This window comes from Sulfurimonas lacustris (assembly GCF_059705355.1).
This window is the reverse complement of record NZ_AP046125.1, coordinates 513,259-531,884: the sequence shown is the minus strand read 5'-3', so window position 1 is coordinate 531,884 and position 18,626 is coordinate 513,259. Positions and strand designations below refer to the sequence as shown.

Below are 18,626 nucleotides of genomic sequence, written 5' to 3'. Positions count from 1 at the left end.
TTTATATCTCCTCTAGTTTAGAAACTATTTTTGTCGCTTTTGATTTAGTATGTATATGATGTTCATCAAAAAGATAACTCTCTTTTAGCCCTGCAGAGAGTGCTGCTTCGATATCGCTCTCTTTATCACCGACTAGGATGGAATTTTTCAGGTCAACATCAAACTCTTTTTGCGCTTGTAGTAACATCCCAGCCTCGGGCTTTCTACAACTACACACTCCAGATATCTCAGGATGATGCGGACAAAAATAGACTTTTTGTATCTTAACACCATGTTTTGCAAACTCTTCAACCATCCATGATGACAAAATATCAAATGCCTCTTGTGTATAATAACCTCTCGCAATTCCCGATTGGTTAGTTACCACAAAAAGAAGATATCCTTGACTCTGGTACTTTTTGCAAAGCTTAAAAATCCCCTCTATAAACTTAAAATCTTCCACTTTATAAAGATAGTTTATCTCAACATTTACCACGCCATCACGGTCTAAGAAAAGAGCCTTTTTCATAAAATGCTAGTTCACACCCTCTGCAAAAATCTCTTTTTCTATAATATCACAAATTATATGCCCAATAAGGATATGTGACTCTTGAATTCTAGGAGTAGATTCTGAGGGAACAACAATCGCCATATCAGCCATCTTTGCCATCGCACCACCGTCACGTCCGACAAGTGCAACAGTCGTTATCCCTTTTTCCTTTGCAACTTCAAAAGCATTGATGATATTTTTAGAGTTACCAGATGTTGAAATACCGACAAACAAATCTCCCCTCTGCCCCATGCCCTCTAACTGACGAGAAAAAACCTTATCATACCCATAATCATTACCAATAGCAGTCAAATTTGAAGTATCAGTAGTCAGTGACAAGGATGGCAATGAAGGTCTGTCAAAGCCGTATCTCCCAACTAACTCAGCCGCAATATGTTGTGCATCCGCTGCACTCCCGCCATTTCCTGCTAAAATTGTTTTGTTTGTACTGTTTTTATAGATGGCAACACACGCCTGTGCTACTTCTACTATTTTTTCCAATAAAATATCATTGTTATAAATTGCTTGTTTTGTTTCGTATGATTTTTTTATCTGATTTTTAATATAGTTTTTCATCTTTTGTCCTCATAAAATATACAGAATAATAGCATATTAATATCTTCATCCTAGTAAATAAAGTCTCTATTACAAGCATGAAGGATGTTGATTTGATTAGTTCATTTAATGAATAAAAAGTAAAGTAAATTATGGAGTAAAAAAAAATAAGATTTAATTTGAAGTTAATTTGTAAGAAGTAAGAGTAAAAATGATCAACTAGGCAGCGACCTACGTTCCCAACCCTGTAAGGATCAGTATTATCAGCGATGAGAGGCTTAGCTTCTGGGTTCGGAATGGAGCCAGGCGTTTCCCTCTCTCTATAGCCACCTAGACAGACCATATATAAAGATATAACGCTTAAGGAAGTAATTCCTTAAGCTACGCTAACGCTAAGTTCTCTTCAGCAGAGAGCTCACGGACGCTAAACCGTCCTTCTTGTTAACCTATATACTCATATATAATCTGTAAAGATTAGAGAAGATTTCCATTGTTAAAGTCAACATCAATTACTAAATAACTATTACTACAAGATACCTATACACTAAGTAAGGTAGTGAACGAATTTGTTCTATTAAAAGAACTGTAAAAAAAGACGAACGTACTATTAGTACTGGTCAGCTAAACAGATTACTCTGCGTACACATCCAGCCTATCAAGCTTGTAGTCTTCAAGCGTACTTCAGGGAGAGTTCATCTTGGAGTTGGCTTCCCGCTTAGATGCTTTCAGCGGTTATCTCATCCATGCGTAGCTACCCAGCGATGCTCTTGGCAGAACAACTGGTGCACCAGTGGCATGTCCAACCCGGTCCTCTCGTACTAGGGTCAGCTCTCCTCAACTCTCCTACGCCCACGGAAGATAGGGACCGAACTGTCTCACGACGTTCTGAACCCAGCTCGCGTACCGCTTTAAATGGCGAACAGCCATACCCTTGGGACCTGCTCCAGCCCCAGGATGCGATGAGCCGACATCGAGGTGCCAAACCTCCCCGTCGATGTGAGCTCTTGGGGGAGATCAGCCTGTTATCCCCGGCGTACCTTTTATCCTTTGAGCGATGGCCCTTCCACACAGAACCACCGGATCACTATGACCGTCTTTCGACTCTGTTTGAGTTGTATCTCTTACAGTCAGGCTCGTTTATGCCATTATACTCTACGATGGATTTCCAACCCATCTGAACGAACCTTTGTAAGCCTCCGTTACTTTTTAGGAGGCGACCGCCCCAGTCAAACTACCCACCAGACATTGTCCTCCAAGTGGTTCACACTTGCGAGTTAGCTATCAGAATATTCAAGGGTGGTATCTCAAGGATGCCTCATCTACAACTGGCGTCATAGAATCAATGGCTCCCACCTATCCTGCACATGAATATCCCAATAGCAATGTCAAGCTATAGTAAAGGTGCACGGGGTCTTTCCGTCTTTCCGCGGGTAGGAGGAATTTTCACCTCCACTACAATTTCACTGGATCCCTGGTTGAGACAGCTCCCATCTCGTTACGCCATTCATGCAGGTCGGTATTTAACCGACAAGGAATTTCGCTACCTTAGGACCGTTATAGTTACGGCCGCCGTTTACTTGTGCTTCATTTCAAACCTTCGCAGAGCTAAGTAATCCATTTAACATTCAAGCACCGGGCAGGCGTCACACCCTATACATCCTCTTACGAGTTAGCAGAGTGCTGTGTTTTTGGTAAACAGTCGGGAGGGACACTTTGCTGCGACCCGTCAATGCTTTATGGAGCAAGTCCACTCACAAATAGGGCACACCTTATACCGAAGATACGGTGCTAGTTTGCAGAGTTCCTTAACCAGGGTTCATCCACGCGCCTTAGAATACTCATCTCACCCACCTGTGTCGGTTTACGGTACGGGCGACCGTTGTTCTCGTTTAGAGGCTTTTCTCGGCACGACAGTATCATTGATTCAAAGCGCTCTCCGAAGAGATTGCTCTGCCTGTAAGATCTCGGTCTAATGTTAAGCGGATTTGCCTGCTTAACAACCTACGTCCTTCGACCCACTATTCCATCAGTGAGCTCAATTAACTCTATGCGTCCCCCCATCACTCAAGCGAACAACAGTCGGTATTGGAATATTAACCAATTTGCCATCGTCTACCCCTCTCGGACTCGACTTAGGTCCCGACTAACCCTACGATGACGAGCATCGCGTAGGAAACCTTGGGTTTACGGCGAAGGGAATTCTCATCCCTTTTATCGCTACTCATGCCTGCATGCTCACTTCCAGCCGCTCCACCACTCCTTGCCGGTATGGCTTCTACGCTGACTGGAACGCTCTCCTACCACTCACATAAATGTGAATCTAGAGCTTCGGTGCTTGTCTTAGCCCCGTTATATTTTCGGCGCAGAATCGCTAGACCAGTGAGCTGTTACGCTTTCTTTAAAAGATGGCTGCTTCTAAGCCAACCTCCTGGTTGTCACAGCAACTCCACATCCTTTTCCACTTAGACAAGACTTTGGGACCTTAGCTGCTAGTCTGGGTTGTTCCCCTTTTGACGATTGATTTTATCACCCACCGCCTGACTCCCGAGGTTACACATGAAGTATTCGGAGTTTGATAGGGTTTGGTACCGCGGTAAGCAGCCCTAGCCCTGTCAGTGCTCTACCCCTTCATGCTACTGCTCGAGGCTATACCTAAATATATTTCGGAGAGAACCAGCTATCACTGAGTTTGATTGGCCTTTCACCCCTATCCACAAGTCATCCCAAGACTTTTCAACGTCAGCGGGTTCGGTCCTCCACTGGCTCTTACACCAGCTTCAACCTGCTCATGGATAGATCACTCAGTTTCGGGTCTGCAGCATCTGACTATGTCGCCCTATTAAGACTCGCTTTCGCTACGGCTTCTCGTTCGATTAACCTTGCCAGACACCACAACTCGCAGGCTCATTATGCAAAAGGCAGTCCGTCACACTTATAAATAATAGTGCTCCGAATGATTGTAAGCCATAGGTTTCAGGTTCTATTTCACTCTGCTCACCGCAGTTCTTTTCACCTTTCCCTCACGGTACTTGTTCGCTATCGGTCTAGTAGTAGTATTTAGGGTTGGAGGGTGGTCCCCCCATATTCAGTCAAGATAACACGTGTCCCGACCTACTCTTTCCTTAGTCTAGTACTCTATAAATGTTTTCGCTTACGGGAATATCACCCTCTGTGTTCACTCTTTCCAAAGTGTTCGGCTAACAAATATAGTATCACTAAGTGCCCTAATCCCATTTCGCTCGCCGCTACTTTGGGAATCTCGTTTGATTTCTTTTCCTTTGGGTACTGAGATGTTTCACTTCCCCAAGTTCGCTCTCCCGTAGGAGTAGTATGATTCTCACCATACTGGGTTGCCCCATTCAGAAATCCCCGGATCAAAGCTTCTTGGCAGCTCCCCGAGGCTTATCGCAGCCTAGTACGTCTTTCATCGCCTCTACTAGCCAAGGCATCCACCTATGGCCCTTAATATCTTTTTTATTCTAATTTGCGTTCACTACCTTACTTAATGTAAAGCAGTATTTGTAAATAATTGTAGTTATTTAGTTGATATATTTATAATTTGATTCTAGCAAGTATATAAGATTTCTCTTTTTAACCTCTAGTTATCTCTTTATAACTATATGTTGACTTTAACAATGATAATTTAATGAACATTAGACTTAAAGTCTAATTCAAACTCTTTTTTTTAAGAACTTGAATTAAACTTTGCTAAAAAATGGTGGAGAATAGCGGGATCGAACCGCTGACCTCCTGCGTGCAAGGCAGGCGCTCTCCCAGCTGAGCTAATTCCCCATTTTTTATAACCCAGATCACTGAGTACTAAGCAAGTAAAAGACTAAAATAACTATTTTTCTCTTGTACGACTCGGCATTTAGTGCCTCGCGTGTACTGGCTTTTAAGCCTTGTGAGATTTTCTTTGTATGTCAATTCAAACGAATGATTGACTTTACTCTAGAAAGGAGGTGATCCAACCGCAGGTTCTCCTACGGTTACCTTGTTACGACTTCACCCCAGTCGCTAATTCCACCGTAAGTGGTAGCCCCCCGAAGGTTAGCTTCCCAATTTCGGGTGAAATCAACTCCCATGGTGTGACGGGCGGTGAGTACAAGACCCGGGAACGTATTCACCGTAGCAATGCTGATCTACGATTACTAGTGATTCCAGCTTCATGTTCTCGAGTTGCAGAGAACAATCCGAACTGAGAGACGCTTTAAGTGATTGGCTCCACCTCGCGGTATTGCAACACTCTGTACGCCCCATTGTAGCACGTGTGTAGCCCTAGCCATAAGGGCCATGATGACTTGACGTCGTCCTCACCTTCCTCCTCCTTGCGAAGGCAGTCTCCCTAGAGTGCCCAGCCGAACTGCTGGCAACTAAGGACGAGGGTTGCGCTCGTTGCGGGACTTAACCCAACATCTCACGACACGAGCTGACGACAGCCGTGCAGCACCTGTTTTCAAGCTCCCCGAAGGGCACTACCGTATCTCTACAGTATTCTATCAATGTCAAGGCTAGGTAAGGTTTTTCGCGTATCTTCGAATTAAACCACATGCTCCACCACTTGTGCGGGTCCCCGTCTATTCCTTTGAGTTTTAATCTTGCGACCGTACTCCCCAGGCGGAACACTTAATCTGTTAAGTGCATCACCGCAATGACAAGCATCGCGACGACTAGTGTTCATCGTTTAGGGCGTGGACTACCAGGGTATCTAATCCTGTTTGCTCCCCACGCTTTCACGCCTTAGCGTCAGTAATGTTCCAGGAGATCGCCTTCGCTTTAGGTATTCCTAGTGATATCTACGGATTTTACCCCTACACCACTAATTCCATCTCCCCCTCCCATACTCTAGTCTAGCAGTTTCAAATGCAGTTCAATGGTTGAGCCATTGGATTTCACATCTGACTTGCTAAACAGCCTACGCGTCCTTTACGCCCAGTGATTCCGAGTAACGCTTGCACCCTCCGTATTACCGCGGCTGCTGGCACGGAGTTAGCCGGTGCTTATTCATATGCTACCGTCATTTTCTTGACATATAAAAGGAGTTTACACACCGAAATGCGTCATCCTCCACGCGGCGTTGCTGCATCAGGGTTCCCCCCATTGTGCAATATTCCTCACTGCTGCCTCCCGTAGGAGTCTGGTCCGTGTCTCAGTACCAGTGTGGCGGATCATCCTCTCAGAACCGCTACCCGTCATTGCCTTGGTGAGCCATTACCTCACCAACTAGCTGATAGGATATAGTCTGATCCCAAAGCGAAAAGACATTTCCCTTCTTACCTTATGATAAGAAGGTGTATCTAGTATTAATCACCGTTTCCAGTGGCTATCCCAGTCTTTGGGGTACATTAACTATAGTTTACTCACCCGTGCGCCACTCGTCAGCAAAATAGCAAGCTATTTCCTGTTACCGTTCGACTTGCATGTGTTAAGCACGCCGCCAGCGTTCACTCTGAGCCAGGATCAAACTCTCCATAATTGAGGTTAGTTTAATCTTTGCCCAAGAATTAAAATTCATTGGCTTTGTTTGCTCTCTATACTGTTACATATAGAAAGACTTGTAAAGTATCTATTGCTATAGATACCCAGTTGGGTATAAATAGAATAGACGGTTGTTGTTATTTAGTTTTTATAAGTAAACTTATTCTGACTAAGATAACTATTTCTAGTTATTAAAGTCTATCTACTTGCTTAGTTTTCAATGATCTCAAACTACCTGAAACTTCGTTACAAAGCCTCTTAAAACCTAAACTTTAGGTCTCTGTGTTTGTGGATGGGAATTATAGGGAAAGGATTCTTAAAAGGAGATAAAAAAATGAATGATTTTATACTACTGACAAACATTTCCATTTAATATACATGCGTAGCCTGTTTCTGGGTGAATTTTAATTGCAACCGTTCCTTCAGAACTTGTCAGAGTAATATTACAATCGTTTTGAAGTAAATTAGAATATGGAGGATTTGCCCCTATTCCAACAGAATGAAAATATGGTCGTCCTAAATAATCGAAAAATGTGTCTAATGCCCCACTGTCACATGTTGATACTATATTTGTAATTCCGTATGTTTTTGTTAAATTCACACTTTCAAGTCCTTTGTCATCTCCAGTATCATATAGCATTTTTTTTGTTAAAGGATCTAGGGCTGGCTCAATAACTCCAGTTACATCTATATTATTACATCTATTTTTATCAGAAAAAACTACATACTGCCATTCAGTTAATAAGTTGAAAAATCTAATGCGCCAAAAAGATAGATACCACTCACCTGGGTGTAAAATAGCACAGCCATTTAAATTATAGTTTGTATCATTAGGGTCAAACTTATCATCCACCATCGCCAGATGTTGTGTGTAGCGTATATGTGAAAGGACTTGCGTGGCTGCTTCGTGGAGTTTATTGGAGCCGGTTCTTGGCATGATTACTGCTGCTAGTATGCCTATAACGACGATAACAAAAATAAGCTCAATCATTGTAAATGCTTTTTTCATTTTTAATCCAATACGATACATTTGTTCTAAGTATAACAAAAAGATTTGAAAATAATGAAATATTTATGCGGCAACTGTAAAAAGAAGTGTTTGAGGGGGTTCAGAGAGAAACAATCTCTCTGAAATTTAGGAGAAAACTAGAGGTTTTCTGCTTTTTTTACATCGTATAAGATATCATCCATCGGATGTCTGTACATAGGCATTCCGAGGCGTTTTTCATCTAGGATGTGACCGATAAAGCCGATGCTTCTTCCTAAGATAAAGAATGCGTTTAGTGCGCCTGCGTTGATAAATACATCAATTTCTTCATCAGTATATCCGAGTGCTCTCCACATATCAACCATCAAGATACCGATAGTACCGTCAACATTGAGAATCAAGTTCTCTTTTTTAGATGTTGTTAGCTGTTCAACTGTTAGTGCATAATCAAGAAGTGGAGTTGATGGGAAGTTTGCTGCTGCAAATTTCTTTAGACCCTCAACACGCAAGTCTGGATTTTTTAAAGACTTGATTCTGTGTCCGATACCTGGAATTGGAATCCCCTCTTTTTTCATATGATTTAGGAAATCATTTGGCGTAAGATTGTTATCGTTTGCATACTTAAAGTATTTTGCCGCATCGTCAATTGCACCGCCAAATCTTGGTCCGATTGTTAAAAGTCCAGAGATAAGTGAGCTGATAACATCTTTGCCTGCTCTTGCCGTTACTTTTGCGTTGTGTGCGCCTGAAACCGCTGGACCGTGGTCTGCAACTGTTTTAAGAACTGTCTCTAAAAAGTCAACTGCCCATCTTGGGTAGCGTTTTTTGAACCAAAGGATACTCATAACATCACCGATAGTAAATCCAGTGTCCGGTGTTGCAACTGAGCTGATTGGGTAACCGCAATAGTGTGCTTCGTCTCCTCTGTCATCAGAAATCGTACAGATAAACTGCTTGCTTCTTCTTACTTTTGGACAAACATTCATATCCGGCTCAGCGATATCTTTGATGATGCCTTTTGCATGAAGCTCATGATAAACTGCACTGATAATCTCAGGAAGGTCGTTAAATGATGCAGGTACACGAATACCTACCTCTTTCATCGCCTTGTTTTTTGCTTCAGCCGTCTCCATGTCACCGTTTGCAGATGCTCCTGCGTGACCAAACTGCACGCCGCTGTCGTAATACTTAGCGATAGTACCGATGCACCATGCAATGATTGGCTTTTTAATCTGTCCATTTTTTACCGCTTCGATAACTTTGTACTCTTCTGTTCCGCCAACTTCACCCAAAAGAAGCATATACTTAACTTCAGGGTTTGCTTCCATTCTAAGAAGGTTATCTATGAAAACCGAACCTACAAATCTGTCTCCGCCGATTGCTACACCCTCTGCGATACCATCAGCATTGATAGCGATGATGTTTGATAGCTCATTAAATAGACCACCTGAGCGAGTGACAAGTCCGCATGAACCTGCACGGTGGAGCTTTGACTGAACGATATTTTCAATAGTTCCGCCGATATTTGCAATCTTGAATGCACCCGGAGCGATACCGCCAACTGTTGCCGGTCCGATAACGATAACATTCTTAGCTTTAGCAGTTGCGTTCATCTTGCGTGCTAGTCTCTCAGGAATACCTTCAGCCGTTACCATGATAGAAGAAAAACCGCCAAGTTCTAGCGCTTCCATAGTTACATCATACGCAGTTCTAAAAGATGCAAAGTTCAAAAGAACATCAGCTTGCGGCTGTGCTGCTTTTGCTTCTGCTGTGTTTCTGTAAAGAGGAATCATAACCTCATCAGGACCATAGAAAAACTTCTCAAACTTAGAACCGCTTGTAGGTGCAACGATTGCCGCAACTGAAGGTTTTGTTCTTTTAATCGTGTAGTCATAGTCTAGCATTCTTTGAATAGCACTTGCGTTGTTGTTCCAAAAAATAGCTTGTGTGTCTCTTGTGTATAATTGCGCCATCTCTAATCCTTACTTTGTTAATGCCATACGCACGATATCGGTAACATGCGTTTCAGGTCCGTAAACTTCAATATAAAGCCCTAGTCTATCCGCCGCTTCTTTGATATCTTTGAGACCTTTTTCATAGTTTGGTCCGCCACGTCTTACATAAATCTTAATACCGACTGCTTTCATCTTGTCTGCATAGTTCTCGAACGCTTGGATGATACCTGTAAATGTTTTTGCAACATCTGTAAAGTTTGCAATCGCGCCACCAATGATAAGAACTTTATCTCTGCCTTTTGCGTCTTTGCTTCTTGTCATAAGGTCTAAGATAGTCTCAGCATAAAACTTTGTCTCGCTTGTTGTTGGTCCACCGCTGTACTCACCATAGTTTGCAAGGTCTTCGATACCTGCTAAATCTGCAATAGTATCGGCATAAACAACCGATGCACCACCACCTGCTACCATCGTCCAGATTCTCGCTTCTGGTTTTAGGATAGTAAGTTTAAGTGAAGCGCCTGACTTGCTATCTGCATCTTCGATAGCTAAAACTTCAGGAGATTTCTCTTCCATACCAAATGATGTAGGGTACTCAACATCTCCCCACTGCTCTCTCATCATAAATCCTGCAGTGTCGTCAAGTTTTGCAACCATATCTAAAAGCTCTATTTTGCTACCTTGCATAACAAACGGGTTAATCTCTAAATAGGCAAAGTTAAGCTCTCTGTACGCCTTGAAAAAACCGATTGCAAAATCTGCAAACGCCTCTTTATCTTTTTCAGCTACATCTTTTGGAATGCTTGCTCTAATGCCAGTTGCTATCTCTTCTTCTGTAGCAGTGATAGGAAATGCAACCTCGATAACTTTATCCCAGTTCTCTTCAACTTCCATACCGCCCTCAGCCGACATGTAAAGAACATCGTTGTCCCCTACGCATGTAGCAGAGATGTAATACTCCTCTTCTTGAGAGTGTGGAGTAAATGGCTCAACGATGAAGTGTGTAAGCATGTCAACTTTTGCTTCGCCATGCGGAGTGTCACCTTCAAAAGAGAAGTAAACAGACTGCTTTTCGCTTGATTTTTCATCAATCCATGATGCCGCTTTTGCTAAAGATACATCTCCTGGTTTTTTATCTCTAAAGAGAACTAAACCATTCTTACCTCTTTTGCCAAAAAGCATGTCTGGTTTTGCAACCAACGTCTTTTCACCTAGCCATGTCTTCTCTTTTGTAGCTTTTTTAAGCTCTGATCCATTTTGAACCATTACCGTTTCATATGCGTATGTAAAGTTCGGAAAATATTTATCCCAATGCTTAGCCAAAATTGACTTTGCGTCAAATTCTCTAATCGCCTTTTGAGCCATTGCAACTCCCTGTTTTTAATATTTCCAAAATAGTATCACATGTTTTCAAATCTGATACCATTTAGGGGAGTGAACTGCTTTGTAGATTCAATTTATGTTTATATTTGTAACATTAGCAGAATAAACGATTCTATTTTTGTAACTTATGGTTACATTGTTCACATCTGAAGTATTGAGATAGTTTTCTTGAAGGATATAATTGTTGCATTTAGTGACACCGTAAAACTCTAGTCTTTGTCCCATTTTTTTGTTTGTGTTCACACACCCAATTCCTCTGCCCTTAAGCTCTGCTGCGAGCTCTTTTGCAACATGCATCTTGTATGTAAAGTGTTTTTTGGGTTGTTTTAGTACAAGGTAGAGATACTTGTTTAAAAAGACGACGGAGCTGTTGAGTGCAAGAAAGGCTAAAGAGAGAGCGAAGATAAGCTTGTACGTTTTTCTAAACTGGTTGAGGCGTACTCTATAGGAGTGCTCAAATGTCTGTGCGACAAGCGGGAGTGAGAGGATAACATAAGGTGCAAAATACTCTATGGCTATCTTTTGTCTAAAGGATAAAAGAAGCGATAACAAAAGGGCTGTAGTTGCAATAAACCACAATATATCTAAATCTTTTGTGAGATATCTTCTGTAGAGAACATAAAAAAGATAGACAAAGACTATAGGTGTAAAAATCGCTGCGTAAAGCCCTAAAGAGTCGAGAAAATAGCCTTTTGGCGAGCCATGCATATCTATGCCGTAAAGCAAAAGCGAGAGTGCTGTAAGTATGACATTGAGTAAAAATAAATTTCTGTTTTTTGTGTAGAGTCCAAAGAGAGAGAGCGCCATAAAAAGATAGACAAAATTGCCCTCAATGAGCATATAAAAAATCAAAATCGGATAGTAAATGCGTGGTGAAAAGCGTTTGTAGAGATAGACAAAAAGAAGAAGCCCAAAGAGGATAAAGCCTGCTTTGTTGACAACAATGGCGGAACTCATAACCCCTGGCAAAAGGATAAAAACAAGAAGCAGCCAGAGTCTGTTTCGCTCTATTTTGAGGTACTCTTTGGAGATGTTGTAGAGTAAAAGCGCACTCAATATGTGCATAAAAATCATCGGGAAGCGAAGAGCAAAATCGTTTTGTCCAAAAATCAAAAAAGAGGCTTTGATGAGAAGCTGTAAGGGAGATAAAGCGCCATTTAAAAGCGTTGTTTCATCGTAGGAGATAGAGAGCTCACTGATTTGAAAACTCAAAAGCAGTGCGTCTATCACTAAAAGAAGAGACAAAACAAAAGGGGTACTCATATCTTTAAAAAGTTGCCTATCATTTCATGCCCGTACTGGCTCATAATGGATTCTGGGTGAAATTGAACGCCATATATCTCTCTGTCTTTGACTTTAAGTGCCATGATTTCGTTATCATCTGTGCTGTATGCTGTTGGTTCTATGCTTTGAGGAAGCGAATCTTTCTCCACAATAAGCGAGTGATATCTTGTCGCTACAAACTCTTCTGGTATGTCATCAAAAATCCTGCACGCACCTGTACGGTGCATTACGGAAGTTTTGCCATGCATCATATGTTTTGCACGAACCACTTTTGCGCCAAAAGCTTGAGCGATGCTTTGATGTCCCAAGCAAATGCCTAAAATAGGGAGTTTATCTTTAAAATACTCAATAACTTGAAGCGTCACGCCTGCATCATCTGGCGTTGCTGGACCTGGGGAGATGATGATTTTTTCTGGATGGAGTGCTTCTATCTCTTCTACACTCAACTCATCATTTCTGATGATTTTAAGGTCTGCCCCAAGCTCTCTGCAGTACTGAACGATGTTGTAGGTAAAACTGTCATAGTTGTCTATCATTAAAATCATGGTTTATTTTTCCTCATAAATTCATAATGGGATTATACTCTATTTCAACTCTGTATCTGTTTTTGGTTCGTTAAACCTTGCAGATAGTTGGATATGTTTATGAGAGCAAAAGTAACCAAAAAAATCATAAGTCCTGGGAAAAAACTTACCCACCATGCAATCTCTACAACATCTTTCCCACTACTTAAAATTGTCCCCCAGCTCATCTGCGGTGCAACGATGCCAAGCCCCAAAAAGCTAAGTCCAGACTCTGCCAAAATCGCACCGCCTACTCCAAAAGTAAAGCTTACAAAATAGATGGGAGCCAAAAGCGGGGCGTAATACTTAAAAAGAATCTTCAACTTGTTCACTTTTGCGATATTGAGGATTTTGATGTATGGCTTAGAGGTGATTTGAAAACTCTCAGAGCGAATAAGTCTTGCCGTTGTCATCCAGCCCGTGATAGAAATAATGACTATGAGAACCCATGAGGAGGCATTGACATAGCTTACAAGTGCTAAAAGAAGAAAAAAAGTGGGAAAGGTCAAAAACAAATCAACCAAAACAACAAAACCCTTATCGATAACACCGCGAAAATAGCCTGCCATAGAGCCGAGTAGAAGCCCTATCATAGAGGCGATAAAAGCACTTCCGACACCTATAATAAGAGAGACTTTGCCACCCTCTATCAGCCTTGCGAGTATATCTCTGCCAAGTCTATCTGTGCCAAGGGGGTGTTCCAAAGATGGTGCAACCAAAATAGCATCAGCTCTTAGTGCGTAAGCATCAACACCATAAACAAAAGAGCCAAAAAAAGAGAAAATAACGATAAAAAAAAGAACAAAGATACTAAATTTTGGCATCTTTTGCGCTACTGCTTGATTCCAAGAAGTGTTTGCATCATCTGATCAATGGTTGTGATGATTTTAGACGCGGCTCCATAAGATGTTTGGTACTTGATAAGGTTTGTAAGTTCCTCATCGATGCTGACTTTAGAAACCGAAGAGTACTCAAGCTCTGTAGCGTTAAACTGTGCTGTAATGGTTTCGTTGTTTAAAATCGCCTCGTTTGTTCTTACGCCCACTTCCGTTGCAACAACATCAAACATACCGTAGAGTGTCGATTTGTACGAGAGTCCCGCCACGTCAAACGCGTACTCTTCAAACTGCTGTTGTACCATGTTGAGTGCCGAGGTGTTGTCACCTGAAACTGGAGATTTTCCTGCTGTTATATTTGTCGGATTTTCTCTAAGTTCATGATTGAGATTTATGTTTGAAGCATTGTTACCATCAAAAAATCTGCTAAGACCAAGCGCTCCCGCAAAGTTTGAACCTGAATCAAATCCTGATGTTTGCAGGTTGTCCTCTATGGCAAATGTATATCCCTTTGCTGCAGAAGCCCCATCCATAACAAACTCTAAAGAGTTCTCTCCACTGGCATTTGTTGCCCAATGAAACTGGATAAAATCATCAACATCGTTGTTTGCGTTGCCATCTGCATTGTCATCACTTTGCGCTGCTATCTGCCCCTCTATGGAGTTTGTGCCTGTCATACTTGTAAGGTTGTCTATATTGATGCTTTTTCTCGCACTTATGTTTCCATCTATATCGTAGATAACGATATCAAAAGAGCCTTGCTTGATGTTGAGTGAAGTATCCAAAAGAGCCTGTGTTTCACTTATATCAAGGGCGTTAGAGCTCATTCTTGTTGTTGCATTTGAGGCGTAGAGGTTATTTGTTGACTCTATGAGTGCTGTTGCAAATGCATTCATCTCATCGACAACTTTTTGAAGGGTTCCATTGGATGGAATGCCAGAAGAGTCGCTCTGGATTTTATCCCCTCTCAAATCAAGGATAGCACCGATGCGCCCGCCCTCTATCTTCTCTCCCATAGGAATCAAAACGCCGTCTTGTCTCTCGTAGGAGAGTTCATAAAACCCATTTGGATTTTGGGCACTTGAGATGTGGATTGGGTGGTACGTACCACCATCGACTATGTTAAAACCATTGACATTAAGCGTATAGCTTCCGCTGTTTTCGTTTGAAGAGCTGCTTACTCCGATGTTAGACTCAATCTGTCCGTTGATAGAATCAGCGCCGATGAGCTTTGCCAAATCAAGCTCAATAAGATTTCTTTTGTCTCTCAAATCATTTGCCGTGTAAGCACCAGTCGCTTCTGAAATCTCTATGGAGATGTTGATATCTGCTAGCTGTTTTGCAAGAACATTTACCTCATCGACATTGACTTTTAGCTGTTCGTTTAGGGTTGACTGAAGGTCTATAATCTTGTTTTGTGTTTCTAGGATACCATTTGAGAGTGCTTCTGTCTGCTTTGCAAGTGCCAATTTTATGGCGTCATTGTCAGGGTTATCTGCAAATGTCTGCCACATGTTGTAGTACTCTTGCAAATCAGCTTTAATCCCCACTCCATCAATCTCTGGAAAGTAAGTAGAGAGTGTTTCAAGCGTTGTTTTTGTAAAATCAGAATACTCCTTGTCCGAAGCTATGCCTGTGTATCTATCATAAACAAAATTATCAAAAATTCTTGCGATATCAGTTACTTGCGTTCCGTTGCCAACATTGCCAGGTGCCAAATGAAGAGGTGTTGCGGCAGCTTGCATCACTCTTTGTCGTGTGTAGCCCTCACTCTCGGCATTTGTAATGTTATGACTTGTTGTGTTTACCCCCGCTTGAGCCGCACTTAAACCGCTGTAACCAATGCTAAGTGCATTAAAGATTGAAGCACCCATTTTAGACTCTCACTTTTAAAAAAGTTGCTTCTTTGGAAGCGACTTTGTTATAACCCTGCATCTCAGTAGGCATGACCCGCTCTAAAAAAGTATTGTAAAGATTGCTCACTGCCAAGACGAGCTTTGCATAACGTTTGTTTGCATCACGAAGGTTTTGGAGTTCTGTTTTGAGTTCACCCAAAGAAGCGTGTTGCTCTTCATTTAAAAGTTGCGGCAACTCCGTTTTTGGATTTGCAGCAATAAGTGAAGCTATCTCATGATCAATCATCGCCTTTTTGGCTTCAAAACTCTTGAGCTTCTCCTCTTTGAGTTTGAGTCTATCAAACTGCGGATTATGATTTGCTACTTTTATATCCTCTATGTCAGATTCTGTAATTGTAATGAGGTCTCTTAAATCGCTAAGAGCACTTTGCAAATGATATGAAAGCATAATCTAATCCTTTTGTTTGGTCTAAAAACCTACAGTAACTCTTGCGCCATCTTCTCTGAAAGAGCTTGTAGATTTATCTTGTATTCGCCCAATGCCAAAGCCTCTTTGATTTGCTCGACTTTGCTCAAATCACCCTGCTTTGAAACACTAAGCGCTCCCTTTTGTGTTACTTCTTTACTTTCACCAAAGCTATTTGCGTACGCGGTACGTATGTTTGCACCATTTAACTGTGAAATCATCTTCTATCCTTTTTTCTTTCGTTTGTCACGATAATTCTTATGAAACCATATCGGCATAAAAGAGAAAAAATTAAGAACGTTTTTGACTTAAAAAGTCATAAAGCATCTGAGAAAACCCAAAGCTGCCCGCACTCGCTTTTGAAAGCTCATCTCGGTACATCGACTTGTAGATTTTATCCCCTGGGTCGTTTGCATCTGAGAAGATATTTTTCTCATCTTCCATCGCACTGTCCATAAGCATTTTGATGATAATGGACTCAAAAGCATCAGTCTGCTCACGCAACTTTGCATCTTCTACTTTTGTATCTATCTTTGGAATCTGCTGCCCTTGTGCTATGAGTGCAGATTGTAGGTTTAAAGAGTTACTACTTTGCATCAGATTAGCTTCAATTCAGCAGAGATGCTTCCCGCACTCTTCATCGCTTCTAAGATAGAGATGATGTCTTTTGGCGTTGCTCCGAGTTTTTGCAAGGAGCGCACCAGATTTGCCACTGTTGTTGTTCCCGTCTTTGTGTAGAGCTCGTTTTCATTTAAACCTATAATCATATTGTTATCTACAACCATCGAACCTGCGGGTTTAGCGACGCTCTCTTGTTCTGTTATCTTGATGGTAATATCACCATGGGTCATAATAATTGGTTTGATGGAGATATCGACTCCCGAAATAATCGTTCCCGTGCGCTCATTGATAACTATCTTATCCTGAACATCATACTCCATATCCAGCCCTTGAACCTCCGCCAAGAACTCAATCATCGTCTTGTTTTGCGGTTTTTTAAGTTTCACTGTTCTTGAGTCCATCGCTACAGCAACCTCTGTACTGTAGAAGCTATTGAGCGTTTTTTGAATGGATACGCTATTTTTAAAATTTGCCTCTTTTAGTGAGAGCGTTACATACTCTTGGTTATACAAATCTATAGGAATTTCTCTCTCCACCAAAGCACCGTCATAAATAACACCCGTTGTAGCGTGAGATTTGTCGGCACCCTTGACATTTCGCCCACCGATACTCAGTGCACCTTGCGCAAGTGCATAAATCTTTCCATCCACCCCTTTAAGCGGTGTCATTAAAAGTGTTCCACCCTCGAGGGATTTTGCGTCGCCTATGGAAGAGACGGTTATGTTAAGCTTGTCACCCTGTCTTGCAAAAGGGGCAAGTTCCGCCGTAACGACAACTGCCGCAACGTTTTTTGACTTGATATCTATGGGCTTCATGTCGATATTCATCGCTTTTAACATGTTTGCTATGGACTGGAGGGTGAATTTTGAAGTCGTGCCATCACCTGTTTTTTCAAGACCGACAACCAAAGAGTAACCGATAAGGTGGTTGTCTCTCACGCCTACAATGTTGGCAACATCGTTTATCTTTGCGCCAAAAAGCGTTGCAATAGTGAGTAAAAAGAGAATAATCGTTCGCATCATAAATCCTTAATTAGGACATTAAAAGCAACTACTATTCCAATTCACTCGCTTATAAAATAAGTAAGTGAGGTATTTCCAAATTTTTTTGTTTTTTTCATAGTGTAGATGCCGATATTTTGCGGTAACTCAAGCGTACTCATGTGCTCTATGATGATGAGTTTGACGCATTCTTTTGGAAGGGAAGCGATAAGTGCGATGGTTTTGTCATAGATATCTTCCATCCCCTCACGTATGCTAAAAGGCGGGTCGATGTAAAAGTAGGCATCTTCACCTTTTCTTTGAAGCATTTTAACAACAGAAGTGATATTTGCAAAAGTATTGCCACTATAGACTTCACACATGGACGGGTCTGTTTGTGCGATGTTTGCTTTGAGAACCTTAAGAGCCTCGCCATCTTGTTCCATAAAAATGATTTTTTTAGCGCCACGACTAAGCGCTTCAAGCCCAACCGAACCACTTCCAGAAAAAAGTTCTACAAAAGTCGCATCGATAATATCAAACTGAACAGTGTTGAAAAAAGACTCTAAAACGATAGCTTTGGAGCTTCTTGTAGTTGTTTTTGAGGGGAGTTTTAAAACCTTGTTTTTAAATCTTCCCGCTACTATCTTTTTGGTTATTGGGCTACTTTTCATAAAACGCTCGCACTGCTCTTAAAATATTTTCTTGATACTCTTTTGTCAACGCCTCTATGCGTCTTTGCAAAATACTAAAGTCCAGATTTTCCTCATCATCCTCTTCATACGCCAGATGTAACTTTGCCGCGGAGATTTCATGCGCCCCATGAAGCCCTCCATAACGCTTCTCTAACGCCAAAATCAGTTGCGCTTTTGAAAAAGGTTTCATCAAATCTGCATCTTTTGCGCTTGAGATATAAAAATTTCTCTCATCGCTTGGCATTTTTACATCCCGAATCACGATATCGCAATTTTTTAAAGAGCTAAGATGCTTCTGCAAAAAAACTTCCAGTGATTTTTGCAAAAGCGGTGATTTGCACTCAACAGCTACTCTCAAAAAGACCCCTTACAGATTTTATTTACGCGGAAGTATAACATTAAACTTCTCGCAAAATTTTCAAAAACGCTCACTAAGGATT

At 41.5% G+C, this 18,626-nt stretch carries 15 protein-coding genes, 1 tRNA gene and 3 rRNA genes; all 19 read right to left on the bottom strand.

The features are described from left to right. Nucleotide 1: 1 nt before the first annotated feature. Nucleotides 2-508 carry a D-glycero-beta-D-manno-heptose 1,7-bisphosphate 7-phosphatase gene (gmhB, locus tag AC6H4V_RS02900; protein ID WP_497607394.1) on the bottom strand — a complete coding sequence of 169 codons (507 nt, stop codon included), beginning with the start codon at nt 506-508 and terminating at the stop codon, nt 2-4. A gap of 6 nt (nt 509-514) precedes the next feature. After that, nucleotides 515-1,105: a D-sedoheptulose 7-phosphate isomerase gene (gene gmhA / locus AC6H4V_RS02895; protein WP_497607393.1), complete on the bottom strand. Its 591-nt coding sequence runs from the start codon at nt 1,103-1,105 to the stop codon at nt 515-517. A 197-nt stretch (nt 1,106-1,302) separates the two neighbouring features. Beyond that, a 5S ribosomal RNA gene (gene rrf, locus AC6H4V_RS02890) occupies nt 1,303-1,418 on the bottom strand. Nucleotides 1,419-1,670: 252 nt separating this feature from the next. Then, nucleotides 1,671-4,560: ribosomal RNA gene (locus tag AC6H4V_RS02885) — 23S ribosomal RNA — on the bottom strand. A 240-nt stretch (nt 4,561-4,800) separates the two neighbouring features. Further along, nucleotides 4,801-4,876 (bottom strand) — tRNA-Ala (locus AC6H4V_RS02880). A gap of 163 nt (nt 4,877-5,039) precedes the next feature. Beyond that, a 16S ribosomal RNA gene (locus tag AC6H4V_RS02875) occupies nt 5,040-6,560 on the bottom strand. The 16S, 23S and 5S rRNA genes sit together here with 1 tRNA gene alongside, the layout of an rRNA operon. A 351-nt stretch (nt 6,561-6,911) precedes the next feature. Then, nucleotides 6,912-7,571 carry a pilus assembly FimT family protein gene (locus tag AC6H4V_RS02870; RefSeq protein ID WP_497607392.1) on the bottom strand — a complete coding sequence of 220 codons (660 nt, stop codon included), beginning with the start codon at nt 7,569-7,571 and terminating at the stop codon, nt 6,912-6,914. 137 nt (nt 7,572-7,708) lie between these two features. Then, nucleotides 7,709-9,523, bottom strand: coding sequence for a citrate/2-methylcitrate synthase (locus tag AC6H4V_RS02865; RefSeq protein WP_428730682.1), 1,815 nt, complete (start codon nt 9,521-9,523; stop codon nt 7,709-7,711). Between the two features lie 9 nt (nt 9,524-9,532). Beyond that, a complete protein-coding gene (locus AC6H4V_RS02860) occupies nt 9,533-10,867 on the bottom strand; it encodes an ATP citrate lyase citrate-binding domain-containing protein (protein ID WP_497607391.1) in 1,335 nt (444 codons plus the stop codon). 87 nt (nt 10,868-10,954) lie between these two features. Next, nucleotides 10,955-12,148: a glycosyltransferase family protein gene (locus AC6H4V_RS02855; protein WP_497607390.1), complete on the bottom strand. Its 1,194-nt coding sequence runs from the start codon at nt 12,146-12,148 to the stop codon at nt 10,955-10,957. Continuing rightward, entirely contained in the window at nt 12,145-12,714 is a 570-nt protein-coding gene (locus AC6H4V_RS02850) for an anthranilate synthase component II (RefSeq protein WP_497607389.1), read from the bottom strand. The genes AC6H4V_RS02855 and AC6H4V_RS02850 overlap by 4 nt, the downstream gene beginning before the upstream one ends. Nucleotides 12,715-12,758: 44 nt before the next feature. After that, nucleotides 12,759-13,556 (bottom strand): ABC transporter permease, encoded by a 798-nt coding sequence (locus tag AC6H4V_RS02845; RefSeq protein WP_497607388.1) that lies wholly within the window; start codon nt 13,554-13,556, stop codon nt 12,759-12,761. A gap of 8 nt (nt 13,557-13,564) precedes the next feature. After that, entirely contained in the window at nt 13,565-15,442 is a 1,878-nt protein-coding gene (gene flgK / locus AC6H4V_RS02840) for a flagellar hook-associated protein FlgK (RefSeq protein ID WP_497607387.1), read from the bottom strand. A 1-nt stretch (nt 15,443) separates the two neighbouring features. Beyond that, nucleotides 15,444-15,872: a hypothetical protein gene (locus tag AC6H4V_RS02835; RefSeq protein ID WP_428730676.1), complete on the bottom strand. Its 429-nt coding sequence runs from the start codon at nt 15,870-15,872 to the stop codon at nt 15,444-15,446. Nucleotides 15,873-15,901: 29 nt separating this feature from the next. After that, complete coding sequence (locus AC6H4V_RS02830) at nt 15,902-16,111, bottom strand: flagellar biosynthesis anti-sigma factor FlgM (protein ID WP_497607386.1); 210 nt, start codon at nt 16,109-16,111, stop codon at nt 15,902-15,904. A 70-nt stretch (nt 16,112-16,181) separates the two neighbouring features. Beyond that, nucleotides 16,182-16,487 carry a rod-binding protein gene (locus AC6H4V_RS02825; protein ID WP_497607385.1) on the bottom strand — a complete coding sequence of 102 codons (306 nt, stop codon included), beginning with the start codon at nt 16,485-16,487 and terminating at the stop codon, nt 16,182-16,184. Beyond that, the gene (locus AC6H4V_RS02820; protein WP_497607384.1) at nt 16,487-17,530 is read right to left on the bottom strand and encodes a flagellar basal body P-ring protein FlgI; all 1,044 of its coding nucleotides are present in this window, start codon (nt 17,528-17,530) and stop codon (nt 16,487-16,489) included. The genes AC6H4V_RS02825 and AC6H4V_RS02820 overlap by 1 nt, the downstream gene beginning before the upstream one ends. 44 nt (nt 17,531-17,574) lie before the next feature. Beyond that, nucleotides 17,575-18,165 (bottom strand): 16S rRNA (guanine(966)-N(2))-methyltransferase RsmD, encoded by a 591-nt coding sequence (gene rsmD / locus AC6H4V_RS02815; protein ID WP_497607383.1) that lies wholly within the window; start codon nt 18,163-18,165, stop codon nt 17,575-17,577. After that, a complete protein-coding gene (locus AC6H4V_RS02810; protein ID WP_428730671.1) occupies nt 18,155-18,544 on the bottom strand; it encodes a hypothetical protein in 390 nt (129 codons plus the stop codon). The genes rsmD and AC6H4V_RS02810 overlap by 11 nt, the downstream gene beginning before the upstream one ends. Nucleotides 18,545-18,626 lie beyond the last annotated feature (82 nt).